This is a genomic window from Kitasatospora sp. NPDC087315 (genome assembly GCF_044744345.1).
In the GTDB taxonomy this organism is placed as follows: Bacteria; Actinomycetota; Actinomycetes; order Streptomycetales; family Streptomycetaceae; genus Kitasatospora.
Map to the genome: position 1 here is coordinate 130,186 of NZ_JBIUYD010000026.1, position 15,743 is coordinate 145,928.

The following is a 15,743-nucleotide window of genomic DNA, read 5'->3' on the forward strand; positions in this document are numbered from 1 at the left end:
CCGCGGGGCCGGCCGTCGCCCACCCGGGCCGCCCCGGGATCAGAGGTGCTCGCGGACGGCGGCGGCGATGCCGGCCGGGGTCGGGACGTCGAAGAAGACGTCGAAGGCGAGCTCCACGCCGAGCGCGGCGCGGATCCGGGCGCTGATCTGGATGATCGTCAGTGAGTGGCCGCCGAGGTCGAACAGGTCCTCGTCCGGGCCGAGGTCGGGCAGGTCCAGCACCTCGGACCAGATCCGCAGGACGGTCGCGGTCACCTCGTCGAGGGCGTCGCCCGGGGCCTGCCCGGGGTCGGTGGCGGCCGGTGTCTCGCGGGGCGGGACGGGCAGGGCACGGCGGTCGAGCTTGCCGTTGGGGGTGAGGGGCAGCCGTTCGAGGGTCAGGAAGCGCTGCGGGATCATGTAGCCGGGCAGGGTGCGGAGCAGGTGCTCGCGCAGTTCGGCGGGGGCCGGCGCGGCGGTGCCGGGGGCGGGGACGAGGTAGCCGGCGAGGAAGGGCTCGCCGGGGTTCTCCTCGTGCACGGCGGTGGCGGCCTCGGCGACGGCCGGGTGTTCCAGCAGCGCCGCCTCGATCTCGCCGAGTTCGATCCGGTGGCCGCGGATCTTCACCTGGTCGTCGATCCGCCCCAGGAAGGCGAGCTCACCCCCGGTCGTCCAGGCCGCCAGGTCGCCCGTCCGGTACAGCCGGTCCCCCGGCCCGCCGAACGGATCCGTCACGAAGCGCTCCGCGGTCAGCTCCGGGCGCCCGAGATAGCCCTCCGCGACGCCGTCACCGCCCAGATACAGCTCACCCGCCACGCCCACCGGCACCGGGCGGCGCCGCCCGTCCAGCACATACGCCCGGGTGTTGGCGATCGGCCGCCCGATCCCCACCGATTCCGGCTCCGCCGCGACCTCCGCGCACGTCGACCACACCGTCGTCTCGGTCGGCCCGTACACATTGAACAACCGGCCCACGGCCGCCCGCAGCTCCCGCGCCAGCGGCAACGGCAGCGCCTCGCCGCCCACCAGGGCCGTCACACCCCCCGGCACCGGCCCGCCCGCCAGCAGCACCCGCCAGCCCGACGGCGTCGCCTGCACATGCGTCACCCCCTCCCCGGCCACCAGCGCCCGCAGCCCCGCACCGTCCACCGCCAGACCCCCGGCCGCCACCACCAGCCGGCCGCCCGTCACCAGCGGAAGCCACAGCTCCAGACCCGAGATGTCGAACGACAACGACGTCAGACCCAGCCACACGTCCCCCGCCCCCGACCCCAGCCGGTCCGCGAACGACGTCAGCAGGTTCACCAACGCCCGGTGCCCCACCGCCACCCCCTTCGGTCGCCCCGTCGACCCCGAGGTGTACAGCACATAGGCGACGTTCCCCGGCTCGGTGCGTACGGCCTCGCCGCCGCCCCGGGCGTCCGCGAGGCGCAGCACGGCCGGGGCGGCGGCGGCCACCTCGGGTGCGGGCTCGCCGTCGGTGAGCAGCAGGGCGGCGCCGGAGTCGGCGAGGACGAACGCCAGCCGCTCGGCGGGGTAGCCGGGGTCGAGCGGCAGGTAGGCGGCGCCCGCGGCGTGGACGGCGAGCAGCGCGGCCGGCAGGTCGGCGGTGCGGTCGAGGTGCAGGCCGACCAGGTCGCCGGGCCGGATCCCGGCGGCGGTCAGCGCCTGCGCCAGGTCGTCGGCGCGGGCGATCAGCCGGCGGTAGGTGAGGTGGGTCCCGCCGGCGGTGACGGCGACGGCCTCCGGGGTGGCGGCGGCCTGGGCGCGTACCAGGTCGAGGGCGGTGCGGTCGGCCGGGTAGGCCCGGGCGGTGTCGTTCCAGGCCTCGGTGACCAGGTGGTGCTCGGCGGCGTCCAGCAGCGGCAGCGCGTCGACCGCGGTGTCCGGGTCGGCGACGGCGGCGGCCAGCAGGGTGGTGTAGTGGCCGGCGATGCGCTGAGCGGTCTCGGGGGCGAGCACCGACGGGTCGTACTGGAGGGAGAAGTCGATGCCGTCGGTGGTTTCGACGGCCTGGAGGTGCAGGGTGTTGCGGGCGGTGCGGTTGTACACGGCCCAGTCGGTCCGCGCGTCGGTGCCGGCGAACCGGGGCTCCCGGTCGGTCCTTCTCCGGTAGCCGAGGGAGACGGGGGCCAGGCCGATCCGGGGGGTGAGCCCGCCTACGGCCGTACCGAACGGCACGGTGCGGAAGGGGTAGCCGCCGCGCAGTTCGGCGCGGACGGCCCGGGCGTGGTCGGCGAAGGGTGCTTCGGCGGGCAGGCCGGTCGGGGCGTGCACGGGCAGCTCGTTGACGAACGGCCCCAGCTCACCGGCCTGTTCGGGGGTGCGGGTGGAGAGCGGGGCGGAGACCGGCACGGCCTCGCCGCCGTACCGGCGCAGCAGGGCGTGCAGGGCGGCGAGGACGAACTCGAAGACGGTGACGCCGGTTTCCCGGGCGGCCGCGTCCAGGGCCGCGCGCCCGGCGGCGTCCAGCCGGTGGCCGACGGCCTCGCCCGGCCCGGCGGCGGTGGTCGCGCGCGGGGCTCCGGGGAGCACGGGTTCGGTGGCGGCGGCCCAGCGCGGGCCGTACCGGTCGGCGGCGCGCCGGACGAGGTCCGGTGCGGCCGGTGCCGGTATCAGTGCTGGTGCTGGTGCCGGTGGGCCGGGGAGGGTGGGGGTGGCGCCGGACAGGGCCTCGCCGTAGGCGGTCGCGAGGTCGGCGACCAGGATGTCCTTGGAGTTGCCGTCGAAGACCGCGTGGTGGGCGACGACCAGCAACTCGGCGGCCCCGCCGGGCCCGTGGTAGAGGGTGAACCGCGCGAGCGGGCCGGTCTCCAGGTCGAAGGGGCGGGCGGTCTCCTCGGCCAGGCGCTTCTCCAGACCGCCGATGGCGTCCGCGGAGGCGTCCACCAGCTCCAACCGGGCTTCCCGGTCGGCCGGTTCGAGCACGACCTGTCCGCCGCGCTCCACCAGCCGCGCCGAAAGCGTCCGGTGACGTCGCGTCACGGCGTCGACCGCGCGGGCGAGCGCCTCGGCGTCGATCCGGTCGAAGGAGATCCGGACGGGCATGTGGAACGCCTCGCGGGCGAGGCCCAGCCGCTCGGTCAGCCAGATCCCCTGCTGGGCGGGCGAAGCCGGCACAGCGGGCGATACGGGCGGTGCCGGAGCGACAGGGTCGGACGCGGGGAGGAGTTCAGGCATCTGCGGCTCGCTTCGACAGTCGGAGAACGGTGCGGGGCGCGCACCCGGACGGCGACAACGATGGCGACCCCGGGCTTGTTGACGGCACGGCCGCCGGGTGGTGTCCGGCCCGCCCCCGGGACCGGCCGACAGGCCGCTGCGGCCCGGCCCGCCCGGCATCCCAGGATCACCCCCCTGATGCGCCGAAACGGATCCGGTCTTCCCCCCGTGAAAGACCAATGGCCCAGACCTGCCGAGAGATTCGCATAGACCCCATGCCCCGTCAAGGGTTGTCCACGCACCCGCCGCAGGCCGTCATGTACGCGCCCAACCTGCGGGGATGCCCGTTCGGGCCACCCGAACGGGCGGCTTCACTGACAAGCCGTCAACTCCTCATCACCTGGGCGAGATCGTAGGAAACCGGCTCCTCCAGCTGCTCGTAGGTGCAGCTCTCCGGCCGCCGGTCCGGGCGCCATCGGCGGAACTGCGCGGTATGCCGGAAACGTGCCCCCTCCATGTGGTCGTACGCCACCTCGACCACCCGCTCGGGCCGCAGCGCCACCCAGGAGAGGTCCTTGCCGCCGGTCCAGCGGCTCTGCGCACCCGGCAGCCGGGCGCCGGCGTGCGCCGCCTCCTCCGCCCAGGCTCCCCAGGGGTGGGCGGAGGCATCGGTCATCCGCAGCGGTGCCAGCTCCTCGGCCAGCTCCCGGCGGCGCGCCATCGGGAACGCCGCACAGACGCCGACGTGCTGCAGGCGCCCCTGCGCGTCGTTGATGCCGAGCAGCAGCGAGCCGACCACCGGGCCGCTCTTGTGCTCTCGGTAACCGGCCACCACGCAGTCGGCGGTGCGCTCGTGCTTGATCTTGAACATGGTCCGCTCCCCCGGCCGGTACGGCTGGTCCAGCGGCTTGGCCACCACCCCGTCCAGCCCGGCCCCCTCGTACTGCGCGAACCAGGTCCGCGCCACCTCGCGGTCCAGGGAGGCGGGCGCGGTGAACACCGGGTCGGTGGCGCCGGCCAGCGCCGCCTCCAGCGCCGGACGCCGCCGCGACAACGGCTCGTCCAGCAGCGCGGCATCACCGAGCGCGAGCAGGTCGAAGGCGACGAAGGAGGCCGGCGTCCGCTCGGCCAGCAGCCGCACCCGGCTCGCCGCCGGGTGGATGCGCTCCAGCAGTTCCTCGAACCGCAACCGCCCCTCCCGGGCGATCACCACCTCGCCGTCCAGCACGCAGCGCGGCGGCAGCTCCCGCCGCAGCGCCTCCACCAGTTCGGGAAAGTACCTGGTCAGCGGCTTTCCGGTACGGCTGCCGAGCTCCACCTCGTCGCCGTCGCGGAACACGACGGTGCGGAAGCCGTCCCATTTGGCCTCGTACTGCATCCCCGGCGGGATCTCGGCCACGGACTTGGCGAGCATCGGCGCCACCGGCGGCATCACGGGCAGGTCCATGGCTCCGATCCTCGCGCGCACGGCCACCGGGCGCGCGTCGGGCGGACCCCGCCTAGCGTGAGAGGCATGGGCTCAGCCGTGGAACTGGATGTCGCCGGGCGCAGCGTCCGGCTGTCGAACCCGGACAAGGTGTACTACCCGGAGCGCGGGTTCACCAAGCTGGACGTCGCGGAGTACTACCTGGCGGTCGCCGACGGCGTGCTGCGCGGGCTGCGCGACCGGCCGACCACGCTGCAGCGGTTCCCGGACGGTGTGGAGGGCGAGTTCTTCTACCAGAAGCGCGCGCCCAAGAGCCTGCCCGAGTGGCTGCCGACGGCCCGGATCAGCTTCCCGAGCGGGCGGTCGGCCGACGAGATCTGCCCGACCGAGCCGGCCGCCGTCCTCTGGGCGGCCAACCTGGGCTGTCTCACCTTCCACCCCTGGCCGGTGCGGCGCTCCGACACCGACCACCCGGACGAGCTGCGGATCGACCTCGACCCGCAGCCCGGCACCGACTTCCGCGACGCCGTCCGGGCCGCGCACGAGCTGCGCGCGCTGCTGGAGGAGTACGGGCTGCGCGGCTGGCCGAAGACGTCCGGCGGCCGCGGCCTGCACGTGTACGTGCCGCTGGAGCCGCGGTGGACGTTCACCGACGGCCGGCACGCGGTGATCGCGCTCGGCCGGATGCTGGAGCAGCGGATGCCGGGGCGGGTGACCACCGCGTGGTGGAAGGAGGAGCGCGGCGAGCGGATCTTCGTGGACTACAACCAGATGGCCCGGGACCGGACCATCGCGTCGGCGTACTCGCTGCGCGCCCGGCCGCGTGCGACGGCCTCCACGCCGTTGCGCTGGGAGGAGCTGGACGACGCCGTACCGGAGGACTTCGACCTGCGGACGGTGCCCGCCCGGTTCGCCGAGGCCGGCGATCCGCAGGCCGGGATGGACGGCGAGGCGTACCGGCTGGACGCGCTGCTGGAGCTGTACGAGCGGCAGCTGCGGGACGACGGCCTCGGCGAGCTGCCGTATCCGCCGGACCACCCCAAGGCGGCCGGGGAGCCGCCCCGGGTGCAGCCGAGCCGGGCCAGGAAGCGGTGAGCCCGGCGCCGGCCCGGCGGTGATCACGTAGGCTGACGCCCTTCGGGGGCCGGTGGTGGCGGAGGGGTGCGGGAATGGGCGGGCGCGGGCTGCGGGAGATCCTGGCCGACGCGGCGAAGGGGGCGTTCCCGCCGCCGGACGGCGGGGTGACGGTGGTGCCGCAGCCGTCGCCGCGCGAGGCCGGGGTGCTGTCGTTCTCCGCCCATGCGGTGGTGTTCACCGACGAGGACCCGGCCTGGGTGCGGGGCGTGCTCGCCGCCGTGCCGGGCGATCCGCTGGCCGCCCCGCTCTGTCCGCCCTTTCTGACGGCGTTCACCGAGCGCACCGGCCGGGTGGCGGGCAGCATCGACCTGCTGACGGTGGCGGGCCGGCTGCCCGGTGTGCCGCCGCTGCCGCTGGAGCCGGTCACGGACCGGGAGCACCCCCGGGTGGTGCGCGCCCTGCGCTACCGGGAGGACGTGCGGGTGTTCACGGTGGACGGCGGGGTGCTGGTCCTGGGGCGCGGGGTGGCCGGGCGGTGGGAGGGCGCGATCGAGGTCGGGCCGCGGGCGCGCGGCCGGGGTCTCGGGCGGGCGCTGGCGCTGAGCGCCCGGCACCTGCTGCCGGAGGGCGAGTGGATCTGGGCGCAGCAGGCGCCCGGCAACGCGGCGAGCGTCCGGGCGTTCCAGGCGGCCGGCTACCGCCCGGTCGGCGCGGAGACGCTGCTGGTGGCGGGGCGCCCGTGAGCGCGGAGCGGTTGTCCGTGGTCCCGGACGGGGTGCGGGCCCGGCTGGCGGTCCGGTTCGGGCCGTCCGCCGAGGCGTGGTGCGAGGCGCTGCCGGCGCTGGTGGACGGGCTGGCCCGGCGCTGGGGCCTGACGGTCCGGGCGGCCGGCGGGGGCGGGACGGCCCGGGTCTTCCGCTGCGCGCGGGCGGCCGGGGACACCGTCTGGCTGAAGCTCACCCCCGACCCCTCGGTGGCCGCGCAGGAGGCCGCCGCGCTGCGGGCGTGGGCGGGGCTGCCCTCGGTGGTGCGGCTGCTGGAGTACGACGCGGCGTCGAGCGCGCTGCTGCTGGCGGACGTCAGGCCGGGTTCGACGCTGCGGGAGCGCGCCTGGCGGCCGGCGGAGGTCGCGCCGCTGCTGGCCGCGCTGCGGTCGGTTCCCGTGGCGGGACCGGCGGGCGGGTCGGTGCTGTCGCCGTTGGCCGGGCGGGTGGACTTCCTGTTCGACCTCACCGAGCGGCGGGCCCCGGGCGCGGTGCCGGCCCGGGCGCGGGCGTCGGCGCTGGACCTGGCGGCGGGCGGTCCGCTCGCGCTGGTCCACGGCGATCTGCACCCGGGCAACGTCCTGGACGGCCCGGCCGGCCCGGTGGCGATCGACCCGCGGCCGTCCCTCGGGGATCCGGACTTCGACCTGGTGGACTGGGTGATCGACGGTGTCACCGACCGGCCCGCCCTGGAGGAACGGATCACCGGCCTGACCGCCCTCGTCCCCGGCTCCGACCCGGAGCGGGTGCTCGCCTGGTGCCGCGCCACCGCCGTGCTCATCGCCGCTCCGCGGGCGGCGGCGGGCCGACGCGACGCGGGGACGGCGTTCCTGCTGGAGCTGGCCGGGGTCTGACCGGGCCGACGGGCTACCGGGTGGGTGCGGTGGCCGCGACGATCCGCACCGCGTCGGCGATCTGGGCGTCCGTCAGATCGCCGCGCGCGGTGAGGCGCAGCCGGGAGACGCCGTCCGGGACGGAGGGCGGGCGGAAGCACCCGACGGCGAGCCCGGCCCGGCGGCAGTCGGCGGCCCAGGTGACGGCGGCCTCGGGGCCGGGGGCGCGGACCGACACGACGGCGGCGTCCGGGGTGGAGGCGTGCAGGCCCGCGGCGGCGAGCCGGGTGGCGAGCGTGCGGGCGACCTCGCGGGCGCGGTCGGCCCGGTGCGGTTCGGCGCGCAGCAGGCGCAGCGCGCCGAGGGCGGCGCCGGCGGCGGCCGGGGCGAGGCCGGTGTCGAAGATGAAGGTGCGGGCCGTCTCGGTGAGATGGCGGATCACCCGGCGCGGGCCGAGCACCGCGCCGCCCTGCGCGCCGAGCGACTTGGAGAGGGTGACGGTGGCGACGGTGTCCGGCTCCCCCGCGAGGCCGGCGGCCGCCAGCGCCCCGGCGCCGCCGGGGCCGAGAACGCCGAGCCCGTGTGCGTCGTCCACCAGCAGCGCGGCGCCGTGCGCGCGGGCGGCGGCGGAGAGTTCGGGCAGCGGGGCGGCGTTGCCGTCCACGGAGAACACGGAGTCGGTGACCACCAGGGCCCGCCGCCGGGCGCGTCCGGCGAGGACGGCGCGGACGGCGTCCGGGTCGCTGTGCGGGGCGCGGTGGACGTCGCCGCGGGCGAGCCGGCAGCCGTCGATCAGCGAGGCGTGGTTGTAGGCGTCCGAGACGATCAGGGTGTCGGGGTCGGTGAGCGCGGTGAGCGCGGCGAGGTTGGCGGTGTAGCCGGAGGAGAACACCAGCGCGGCCTCCGCCCCGCAGAACTCGGCCAGCTCGGTTTCGAGTTCGGTGTGCAGGGCGGTGGTGCCGGTGACCAGCCGGGAGCCGGTGGCGCCGCCGCCCCAGCGCAGGGCGGCGTCGGCGGCGGCCCGGGTGACGGCCGGGTGGCGGGTCAGCCCGAGGTAGTCGTTGCCCGCGAGGTCGAGCACCCGGTCCTCGGCCGGCCGGCTGCGCAGGGTGCGGGTGAGGCCCGCCGCGGCGCGCAGGCCGGCCGCCTCGTCGAGCCAGTCGAAGACGGCGGCGGGGGCGGCGAGGTGCGGTTCGGACACGGTGCGGTGAGCCATGGCGGCACTCTGGCACGCGCGCCACGGGCCGGGCAACGTGCGCCGGGGTACACGCCGGACCGGCCGTTCCGTCCGCGGGTGGGGGGTCCTGGCCGCCGTCGGCCGGCGGACCGTACGGAGGGCGATCGCCGGTGAGCGCCGCGAGGGCCTCGGTCCGGTGGACGCCCCGCCCGCCGTTCCCGCCCGGTGAGCGGCCCCGGGCTTTGCCGGGGACTACGGCGACCAGGCAAGATAGCGGGGTGACCCTCCTTGATCTGATGCCGAAGCCCGCCACACCCGACGCGCTGTACGAGACGTTCGCCGTCTGGGCGCAGGAGCGGGGGATCGCGCTGTACCCGGCCCAGGAGGAGGCGCTGATCGAGCTGGTGTCGGGGAACAACGTGATCCTCGCGACGCCGACCGGGTCGGGCAAGAGCCTGGTCGCGGCCGGGGCGCACTTCGCGGCGCTGGCCGAGGGCAAGCGGACCTTCTACACGGCGCCGATCAAGGCGCTGGTGTCGGAGAAGTTCTTCGACCTGTGCAAGATCTTCGGCACCGAGCAGGTCGGCATGATGACCGGCGACGCGAGCGTGAACCCGACCGCGCCGATCATCTGCTGCACGGCCGAGGTGCTGGCGCAGATCGCGCTGCGCGACGGGCGGCGGGCCGACGTCGGCCAGGTGGTCATGGACGAGTTCCACTTCTACGCCGAGCCGGACCGCGGCTGGGCCTGGCAGATCCCGATCCTCGAACTCCCGCAGGCGCAGTTCCTGCTGATGTCCGCGACGCTCGGTGACGTGCGCCGCTTCGAGGAGGACCTGACCCGCCGCACCGGCCGGCCGACCACCGTGGTCCGCTCCGTCACCCGGCCCGTCCCGCTGTTCTACGAGTACCGCCGCACCACCCTGCACGACACCCTGGAGGAGTTGCTGAAGACCGGTCAGGCCCCGGTCTACGTCGTGCACTTCACCCAGAAGGAGGCCGTCGACCGGGCGCAGTCGCTGATGAGCATCAACATGTGCTCGAAGGCGGAGAAGGACGCCATCGCCTCCCTCATCGGCAACTTCCGCTTCACCACCAAGTTCGGCCGCAACCTGTCCCGGTTCGTGCGCCACGGCATCGGCGTGCACCACGCGGGGATGCTGCCCAAGTACCGCCGGCTGGTCGAACGGCTCGCGCAGGCGGGCCTGTTGAAGGTGATCTGCGGAACGGACACCCTCGGTGTGGGCGTCAACGTGCCGATCCGCACGGTGCTGTTCACCGCGCTCTCCAAGTACGACGGTGTGCGGGTCCGGATGCTGCGCGCCCGGGAGTTCCACCAGATCGCGGGCCGCGCCGGACGGGCCGGGTTCGACACCGTCGGACAGGTGGTCGCCCAGGCGCCGGAGCACGTGATCGAGAACGACAAGGCGATCGCCAAGGCGGGCGACGACCCCAAGAAGAAGCGCAAGGTCGTCCGGAAGAAGGCCCCCGAGGGCTTCGTCGGCTGGACCGAGGAGACCTTCGACCGGCTGATCGGCGCCGATCCCGAGCCGCTGGTCTCCCGCTTCAAGGTGAGCCACGCGATGCTGCTGTCGGTGATCGGCCGACCCGGCAACGCCTTCGAGGCGATGCGCCACCTGCTCACCGACAACCACGAGGACCGCACCGCCCAGCGCCGGCACATCCGCACCGCGATCGCCATCTACCGCTCGCTGCTGGAGGGCGGCGTGGTCGAGCGGCTGCCGGAGCCGGACGCCGAGGGCCGGATCGTCCGCCTCACCCTGGACCTCCAGGAGAACTTCGCGCTCAACCAGCCGCTCTCCACCTTCGCGCTGGCCGCCTTCGAACTGCTCGACCCGACCTCGCCCTCGTACGCGATGGACGTCGTCTCGGTCGTCGAGGCGACCCTCGACGACCCGCGCCAGATCCTCGCCTCGCAGCAGAACAAGGCGCGCGGCGAGGCCATCGGCGAGATGAAGCGCGACGGCATCGAGTACGAGGAGCGGATGGAGCGCCTCCAGGAGATCACCTACCCGAAGCCGCTGGAGGAGCTGCTCACCCACGCCTACGAGGTGTACCGGCGGGCGCACCCGTGGATCGGCGACCACCAGCTCCAGCCGAAGTCGGTAATCCGCGACCTGTACGAGCGGGCGATGACCTTCACCGACTACGTCGGCCACTACGAGCTGGCCCGTACCGAGGGCATCGTGCTGCGCTACCTCGCCGGCGCGTACAAGGCGCTGGAGCAGACCGTCCCCGACGACCTCAAGACGGACGACCTCAAGGACGTCATCGCCTGGCTCGGCGAGCTGGTCCGCCAGGTCGACTCCAGCCTGCTGGACGAGTGGGAGCAGCTGGCCAACCCGACCGAGCCGCAGGCGGCGGAGGTCACCCTGGACGACAAGCCGGCGCCGGTGACGGCGAACGCGCGGGCGTTCCGGGTGCTGGTGCGCAACGAGATGTTCCGCCGGGTGGAGCTGGCGGCGCTGGAGCACTACGACGCGCTCGGCGAGCTGGACGGCGAGAACGGCTGGGACGGGGACCGCTGGGCGGACGCCATGGACGGGTACTGGGAGGAGTACGACGACCTCGGCACCGGACCGGACGCGCGTGGCCCGAAGATGCTGCTGATCGAGGAGGAGGACTCCGCCTGGCGGGTCCGGCAGATCTTCGACGACCCGGAGGACGACCACGACTGGGGCATCAGCGCCGAGGTCGACCTGTACGGCTCGGACGAGGAGGGCCGGGCGGTGGTCCGGATCACCGCCGTGGACCGGCTGGGCGGCTGACGCCCGGAGGACGGAACGGAAGCGGGGGCTCGCGCACAGGCGCGGGCCCCCGCTGTTGTCGGATCATCAGCCCTGTTCATCGGCTCCGCTCATCGGCGCTGCCCGGATCACGGCCCCAGGACGCGGCCACCGTCACATCCAGATGAACGGCAGGCCCACCGAGTAGGAGATCGCCCGGGTCGCCTCTTCCAGCGCCTGCTCCGAGCCGGCCGCGGCGGTGGACGCCGCACCGGACGGGGTGGCGCCGCCGGAGGCGGTGGCCGTCGCGGTGCGGCCCTCGCCGGGGCGCGAACTGGTGACGGTCACGTAGTGCCCGACGGCCTCGACGCGGGGCTCCGAGCCGGGCTTGGCGGTACCGGCCGGCTGCGCGGGGGCGGTGGTGGCGTCCTGCAGGATGAAGGCGAGCGCGCCCGGCTTGGCCCGCAGGGCCTCGGTGGCCCTGGTGGCGGTGGCCTGGTCGGGGAAGCGCAGCACGGTGACGCTGCTGAGCACCGCCTTCTCCTGGCCGACGAAGCTGACGGTGAGATAGCCCTGGCAGCCGCTGTCGCGCAGCGGGTCCTGGGTCCGGTCCTGGAGCGCCTCGGCGCAGTCGACACCCTGCCGGACGCCGGAGCGCTTGCCCTTGTAGGCGCCGACCTCGACCAGCCGCTGGGCGGGGAAGTAGGTGTCGACGTTGAGGCCCTCGGGGTCGGTCACGGTGCGCGGCGGCGGTGCGCCGACCACCCGCGGCGTCTTGCTCGCGTCCTTGCTGGACGGGCCGAGGCCGGGTATGAAGTCGCCGGGCGTCGGGCGGGTGATGATCCAGCCGCCGGCCGCCACCACACCGACCACGACGATCCAGCCCACGGCCCGGCGGGCACTGATCCTTCTCCCCCGGTACGCTCCGGCCGGCGTGCCGGATCCGTGCTCTTCCTGCTCTCCCGATGACGGGGTGCGCTCCCCCTGCGTGGTCATGGCGCAGATTCTAAGCAGTACGCGGGTGGCGCAGATCACGGGGGCGGCCGTTGACGATCATCATCCGCTACCGACGGGTAACGGGCCGCACCGGCCGCGGCTCGCCGACGTGACCAGCGCCACTACCGTGAGCTGCGACACTGTGACAACTCGCACATCCTCCCCTGGATCTTCTGGTGGGTTTGCTCTGGCGTCGCTCACGGACCAGCAGGCAGGATCAGGCCCATGGATCTGCTCGATACCCTCACCGCCAAGGGCCTGCGCGGCGAAACCCCCACCCGGGAAGAGGCCCTGGCCGTCCTCGCCACCACCGACGACGAGCTGCTCGACGTGGTCGCGGCCGCCGGCCGGGTGCGCCGGCGGTGGTTCGGCCGCCGGGTGAAGCTCAACTACCTGGTGAACCTGAAGAGCGGGCTCTGCCCGGAGGACTGCTCGTACTGTTCCCAGCGTCTGGGCTCCAAGGCCGAGATCCTCAAGTACACCTGGCTGAAGCCGGACCAGGCCGCCGACGCGGCCAGGGCCGGGGTCTCCGGCGGCGCCAAGCGGGTCTGCCTGGTGGCCAGCGGCCGCGGCCCGACGGACCGTGACATCGACCGGGTCACCGACACCATCGCCGCCATCAAGGGCGCCGACCCGGCGGTCGAGATCTGCGCCTGCCTGGGCCTGCTCTCCGACAACCAGGCCGAGCGGCTCAAGGCGGCCGGCGCCGACGCCTACAACCACAACCTCAACACCTCCGAGGGCACCTACGGCGACATCGCCACCACCCACACCTACGCGGACCGGGTGGACACCGTGCGGAAGGCGCACGGCGCGGGCCTGTCCGCCTGCTCCGGCCTGATCGCGGGCATGGGCGAGACGGACGCAGACCTGGTGGACGTGGTCTTCGCGCTGCGCGAGCTGGGCTCGGACTCGGTGCCGGTCAACTTCCTGATCCCGTTCGAGGGCACCCCGCTGGCCAAGGAGTGGAACCTCACCCCGCAGCGCTGCCTGCGCATCCTGGCGATGGTCCGCTTCGTCTGCCCGGACGTCGAGGTCCGGATCGCCGGCGGGCGCGAGGTGCACCTGCGCTCGATGCAGCCGCTGGGCCTGCACATCGCCAACTCGATCTTCCTCGGCGACTACCTGACCAGCGAGGGCCAGGCCGGGCAGGCCGACCTCGACATGATCAAGGACGCGGGCTTCGAGGTCGAGGGCGCCGGCGAGGCCACCCTGCCCCGGCACCGCGCGGACGTCACGGCCCCGGCCGGCTCCTGCGGCACCGCCCCCGGCGCCGCCGTCTCCCCCTGCGGCACCGGCGGCGGCTGCGGGCCCTGCGGCGGCCACGGCGACGAGCCCGCCGCCGAGGAGGACCAGAACGACGAGCCGCGCAACGGCCTCGTCCGGGTCCGCCGACGCGGCGCCGGCACCGAACTCGCGCCCAACGCCTGACGATCCGGGGGAACCCTCATCATGACCCAGCTGTCCGCGGACACCCTCCTCGCGCTCGACCGGGCGCACGTCTGGCACCCGTACGGGCCGATGCCAGGCACCGCCACCCCGTACGTGGTCGAGTCCGCGTCCGGCGTCCGGCTGCGGCTCGCCGAGCCCGTCGCGGGCGGCCGGCGCGAGCTGATCGACGGGATGTCGTCCTGGTGGGCGGCGATCCACGGCTACGGACACCCGGTGCTGGACGAGGCGGTGCGCGAGCAGCTGGGCCGGATGAGCCATGTGATGTTCGGCGGGCTCACCCACGAGCCCGCCGTCCGGCTGGCCGCCCGGCTGGTGGAGATCACGCCGGAGCCGCTGCGGCACGTCTTCCTGGCCGACTCCGGGTCGGTGGCCGTCGAGGTCGCGATGAAGATGTGCCTGCAGTACTGGCAGTCCGTCGGCCGCCCGGAGAAGCGGCGGCTGCTCACCTGGCGCGGCGGCTACCACGGGGACACCTTCCACCCGATGTCGGTCTGCGACCCGCAGGGCGGCATGCACCACCTGTGGGGCGGCGTGCTGCCCGACCAGCTCTTCGCACCGCAGCCGCCGGCCGGCTTCGACGCCCCGCTGGACACCGAATACGCCGACCGGTTCGACGAACTGATGGAGCGTCACGCCGGTGAGCTGGCCGCGGTGATCGTCGAACCGGTGGTGCAGGGCGCCGGCGGGATGCGGTTCCACTCCCCGGCCTATCTGCGGATGCTCCGCGAACTCTGCGACCGCCACGGCGTGCTGCTCGTCTTCGACGAGATCGCCACCGGGTTCGGGCGCAGCGGCGCCCTGTTCGCCGCCGACCACGCGGGCGTCTCGCCGGACGTGATGTGCCTGGGCAAGGCGCTGACCGGCGGCTATCTGACCATGGCCGCGGCCCTGTGCACGAGCGAGGTCGCGGACGGGATCAGCCGGGGCGAGATGCCGGTGCTGGCGCACGGCCCGACGTTCATGGGCAATCCGCTGGCCGCCGCCGTCGCCAACGCGTCGATCGACCTGCTGCTCGGGCAGGACTGGCAGCTGGAGGTGAAGCGGATCGAAGTCGCCCTGCGGGACGGCCTGGCGGGCGCGGCGGACGCGCCCGGGGTGCGGGACGTCCGGGTGCGGGGGGCGATCGGCGTCGTACAGCTGGACCACCCGGTGGACGTGGCGGCGGCCACCGAGGCGGCGGCGCGGGAGGGCGTCTGGCTGCGCCCCTTCCGGGACCTGATCTACACCATGCCGCCCTATGTGACGGGGGACGAGGACGTGGCGCGGATCTGCGCCGCCGTGACGGCCGCGGCGGTGGCCGGATGAGCGCCCGGATCCTGTTCGTCACGGGCACCAACACCGAGGTCGGCAAGACGGTGGCCACGGCCGCCGTCGCCTCCGCCGCCCTCCAGGCGGGCCTGCGGGTCGCGGTGCTCAAGCCTGGGCAGACCGGCGTCGGCCCGGGCGAGCCCGGGGACGCCGAGGAGGTGGCCCGGCTGGCCGGCCGGCTGACCACCCGCGAACTCGGCCGCTACCCGGAGCCGTTGGCCCCGGACACGGCGGCCCGCCGGGCCGGGCTGCCCCGCGTCTCGCCCGAGCGGGTGGCGGCCACCGTCGCGGAGCTCGCCGAGGGCCACGACCTCGTCCTGGTCGAGGGCGCGGGCGGCCTGCTGGTCCGCTACGACGACGAGGGCCGCACCCTGGCCGACCAGGCCCGGGCCACCCGCGACCGCGGCCTGCCGGTGGCGGTGCTGCTGGTGGCCACGGCCGGTCTGGGCACGCTCAACATCGTCGCCCTCTCGGCCGAGGCGCTGGCCGCCCGCGGCCTCGACCTGCTCGGGGTGGTCATCGGCGCCTGGCCGGACGCGCCCGGCCTCGCCGACCGGTGCAACCTCGCCGACCTGCCGCGCTCGGCGGGCGCGCCCCTGCTCGGCGCGCTGCCCGAACGGGCCGCCGGCGCCGGGGACTTCGCCGCCCTGGCGCTCGCCTCGCTGGCCCCGGAGCTGGGCGGCCGGTGGGACGCCGAGGAGTTCGGCCGGGCGCACCGGCCGGCCTAGGGCCAATGCCGGTGACTTTGTGGTCGGTGTCTCGTTGGTTGTGGTGTGGCGAGGGTGGGGCAGGTCAAGTCGCCTGCGGATGAGCGGATATCGGACC

Annotated in this window: 11 protein-coding genes; 7 read left to right on the plus strand and 4 right to left on the minus strand. The window is 74.8% G+C overall.

Annotation, left to right across the window (positions count from 1 at the left end; translation table 11 throughout):
* Positions 1-39: 39 nt before the first annotated feature.
* Together ACIO5D_RS31260 and ACIO5D_RS31265 are read right to left on the minus strand one after the other, a co-directional pair.
* Positions 40-3,099 (minus strand): amino acid adenylation domain-containing protein, encoded by a 3,060-nt coding sequence (locus ACIO5D_RS31260; RefSeq protein ID WP_400799284.1) that lies wholly within the window; start codon positions 3,097-3,099, stop codon positions 40-42.
* 424 nt (positions 3,100-3,523) lie between these two features.
* The gene (locus tag ACIO5D_RS31265; protein WP_400799286.1) at positions 3,524-4,585 is read right to left on the minus strand and encodes an ATP-dependent DNA ligase; all 1,062 of its coding nucleotides are present in this window, start codon (positions 4,583-4,585) and stop codon (positions 3,524-3,526) included.
* A gap of 66 nt (positions 4,586-4,651) precedes the next feature.
* On the opposite strand from ACIO5D_RS31265, the gene ligD reads away from it, so the two are divergent.
* The 3 genes from ligD to ACIO5D_RS31280 all read left to right on the plus strand — a co-directional run bounded on the left by ligD (position 4,652) and on the right by ACIO5D_RS31280 (position 7,259).
* Positions 4,652-5,659, plus strand: a complete 1,008-nt coding sequence (gene ligD / locus ACIO5D_RS31270) for a non-homologous end-joining DNA ligase (protein ID WP_400799288.1) — start codon at positions 4,652-4,654, stop codon at positions 5,657-5,659.
* A gap of 74 nt (positions 5,660-5,733) precedes the next feature.
* Positions 5,734-6,384: a GNAT family N-acetyltransferase gene (locus ACIO5D_RS31275; RefSeq protein WP_400799290.1), complete on the plus strand. Its 651-nt coding sequence runs from the start codon at positions 5,734-5,736 to the stop codon at positions 6,382-6,384.
* Positions 6,381-7,259, plus strand: coding sequence for an aminoglycoside phosphotransferase family protein (locus ACIO5D_RS31280; protein ID WP_363611502.1), 879 nt, complete (start codon positions 6,381-6,383; stop codon positions 7,257-7,259). The genes ACIO5D_RS31275 and ACIO5D_RS31280 overlap by 4 nt, the downstream gene beginning before the upstream one ends.
* Positions 7,260-7,272: 13 nt before the next feature.
* On the opposite strand, the gene ACIO5D_RS31285 is transcribed toward ACIO5D_RS31280, so the two are convergent.
* Entirely contained in the window at positions 7,273-8,454 is a 1,182-nt protein-coding gene (locus ACIO5D_RS31285; protein WP_363611500.1) for an 8-amino-7-oxononanoate synthase, read from the minus strand.
* 257 nt (positions 8,455-8,711) lie between these two features.
* Here ACIO5D_RS31285 and ACIO5D_RS31290 point away from each other — a divergent pair, with 257 nt between their 5' ends.
* Positions 8,712-11,204, plus strand: coding sequence for a DEAD/DEAH box helicase (locus tag ACIO5D_RS31290; RefSeq protein ID WP_400799324.1), 2,493 nt, complete (start codon positions 8,712-8,714; stop codon positions 11,202-11,204).
* Between the two features lie 132 nt (positions 11,205-11,336).
* Here the strand turns inward: ACIO5D_RS31290 and ACIO5D_RS31295 are convergent, their stop codons facing one another.
* Complete coding sequence (locus ACIO5D_RS31295; protein WP_363611496.1) at positions 11,337-12,158, minus strand: hypothetical protein; 822 nt, start codon at positions 12,156-12,158, stop codon at positions 11,337-11,339.
* 225 nt (positions 12,159-12,383) lie between these two features.
* On the opposite strand from ACIO5D_RS31295, the gene bioB reads away from it, so the two are divergent.
* Genes bioB through bioD form a run of 3 tightly spaced genes read left to right on the plus strand, consistent with a single transcriptional unit; the run spans position 12,384 to position 15,646 of the window.
* Positions 12,384-13,589 (plus strand): biotin synthase BioB, encoded by a 1,206-nt coding sequence (gene bioB, locus ACIO5D_RS31300; protein WP_400656760.1) that lies wholly within the window; start codon positions 12,384-12,386, stop codon positions 13,587-13,589.
* 21 nt (positions 13,590-13,610) lie between these two features.
* Positions 13,611-14,915 carry an adenosylmethionine--8-amino-7-oxononanoate transaminase gene (locus ACIO5D_RS31305; protein WP_363611492.1) on the plus strand — a complete coding sequence of 435 codons (1,305 nt, stop codon included), beginning with the start codon at positions 13,611-13,613 and terminating at the stop codon, positions 14,913-14,915.
* Entirely contained in the window at positions 14,912-15,646 is a 735-nt protein-coding gene (gene bioD / locus ACIO5D_RS31310) for a dethiobiotin synthase (protein ID WP_363611490.1), read from the plus strand. Before ACIO5D_RS31305 ends, bioD begins: the two co-directional genes overlap by 4 nt.
* Positions 15,647-15,743 lie beyond the last annotated feature (97 nt).